The 1,113-nt window shown below is 63.4% G+C and carries 1 protein-coding gene and 1 pseudogene; both read right to left on the reverse strand.

The window, feature by feature from the left end; genetic code table 11:
- Nucleotides 1–190, reverse strand: a pseudogene (locus tag CAF78_RS27485) (hypothetical protein); the annotation flags it as partial.
- Nucleotides 190–1,113 (reverse strand): RHO alpha subunit C-terminal catalytic domain-containing protein (locus tag CAF78_RS27490; protein WP_085691088.1); only part of this gene is annotated, 924 nt, incomplete at its 5' end. The pseudogene CAF78_RS27485 and the gene CAF78_RS27490, both read right to left, overlap by 1 nt.

Here is a 1,113-nt window from a genome sequence, read left to right on the forward strand (position 1 = left end):
CACGCATGTGATGGTCGTCGTAGGCGTAGTTCAGGGTGTTCTCGTAGTCGGTCTCTTTCGGGTTGATCGGGATGATGTAGGTGCCTTTCTCGGTCCACAGGCTCAGCCAGGTGTCGTACTCACCATGGTCGAGCATGTCGCCTTCCTGCCAGATGAACGCCGTGACTTCGTTGAGCAGATTCAGGTTCATCATTTGGCCTCCGCCGCCATCATCTTCTTCCACTGCTGGTACGCCGCCCGCATGCCGGTTTCGGCACTGACGTCAGAGACCAGGCCGTCTGCGCTGTGCTTCTCGCCCGGCAGGCCGCGGTTGAGCATGATCCACAGGTTCTCGCCGGCATTGGCGCCTTTCTGCACCCGCTCCCAGGCCTCGGAGTCGTCCGGCGTGCCGAAGCCCATCGGGCCCTGGAAGTGTTCGTGCAGGCGCAGGCGGTAGCGGTTGGCTGCAGCCGGGCCGCCGTCCATGGTGATCACCGAGTGGTGGATCTCGGTCTCGGTCACCGAGATCGGCTGCAGCACGCGGAAGAACGCCATCGAACAGGCGACGTTGGGGAACAGGTTGAGGTTGAAGCCCGAACCACCGACGGCGCGCACGATGCGGCGCACCTGCTGCTCTTCGATGCCCTCGTCGCGCAACTCGGCGGCCAACGACTCGAAACGCTCGGGGATCGGCTTGTCGAGGTCGGCTTCCAGGTCCACCAGTTCGGGGATCATCACCATCACGCTGTGGCCGTTGCCCAGGTCCTCGACATAGCCGGGGCCTTTGACGAAGTCGAACAGCTCCAGGGTCTGCTCGTCGACCGAGGACAGGAAGCTCTTGTGCACCAGCGGGAAGTGGTAGGCGTCGGTGGTGTTTTCCAGCTGGATCTTCCAGTTGCCGGGGAAGCGGAAGCGGTGCTCGCCGGGGACCTTGATGCCATAGCCGGCGCCTTGCTTCATGAACAGGTCCATCCACTTCTTCGCCGCGCCCAGGAAGTCTTCCAGCGGCTCGATGTCGTCCTTGAAGGTGGCGAAGACCATGCCGGCGTAGCGTTCGGTGCGCAGGCTGACCAGGGGCAGCTCGGCCTTGTCGATGCAGTCGCCGTAGCTTTCCGGGTGCGGAATGCCGCGCAG

The organism is Pseudomonas sp. R28(2017), assembly GCF_002112505.1.
GTDB lineage: Bacteria > Pseudomonadota > Gammaproteobacteria > Pseudomonadales > Pseudomonadaceae > Aquipseudomonas.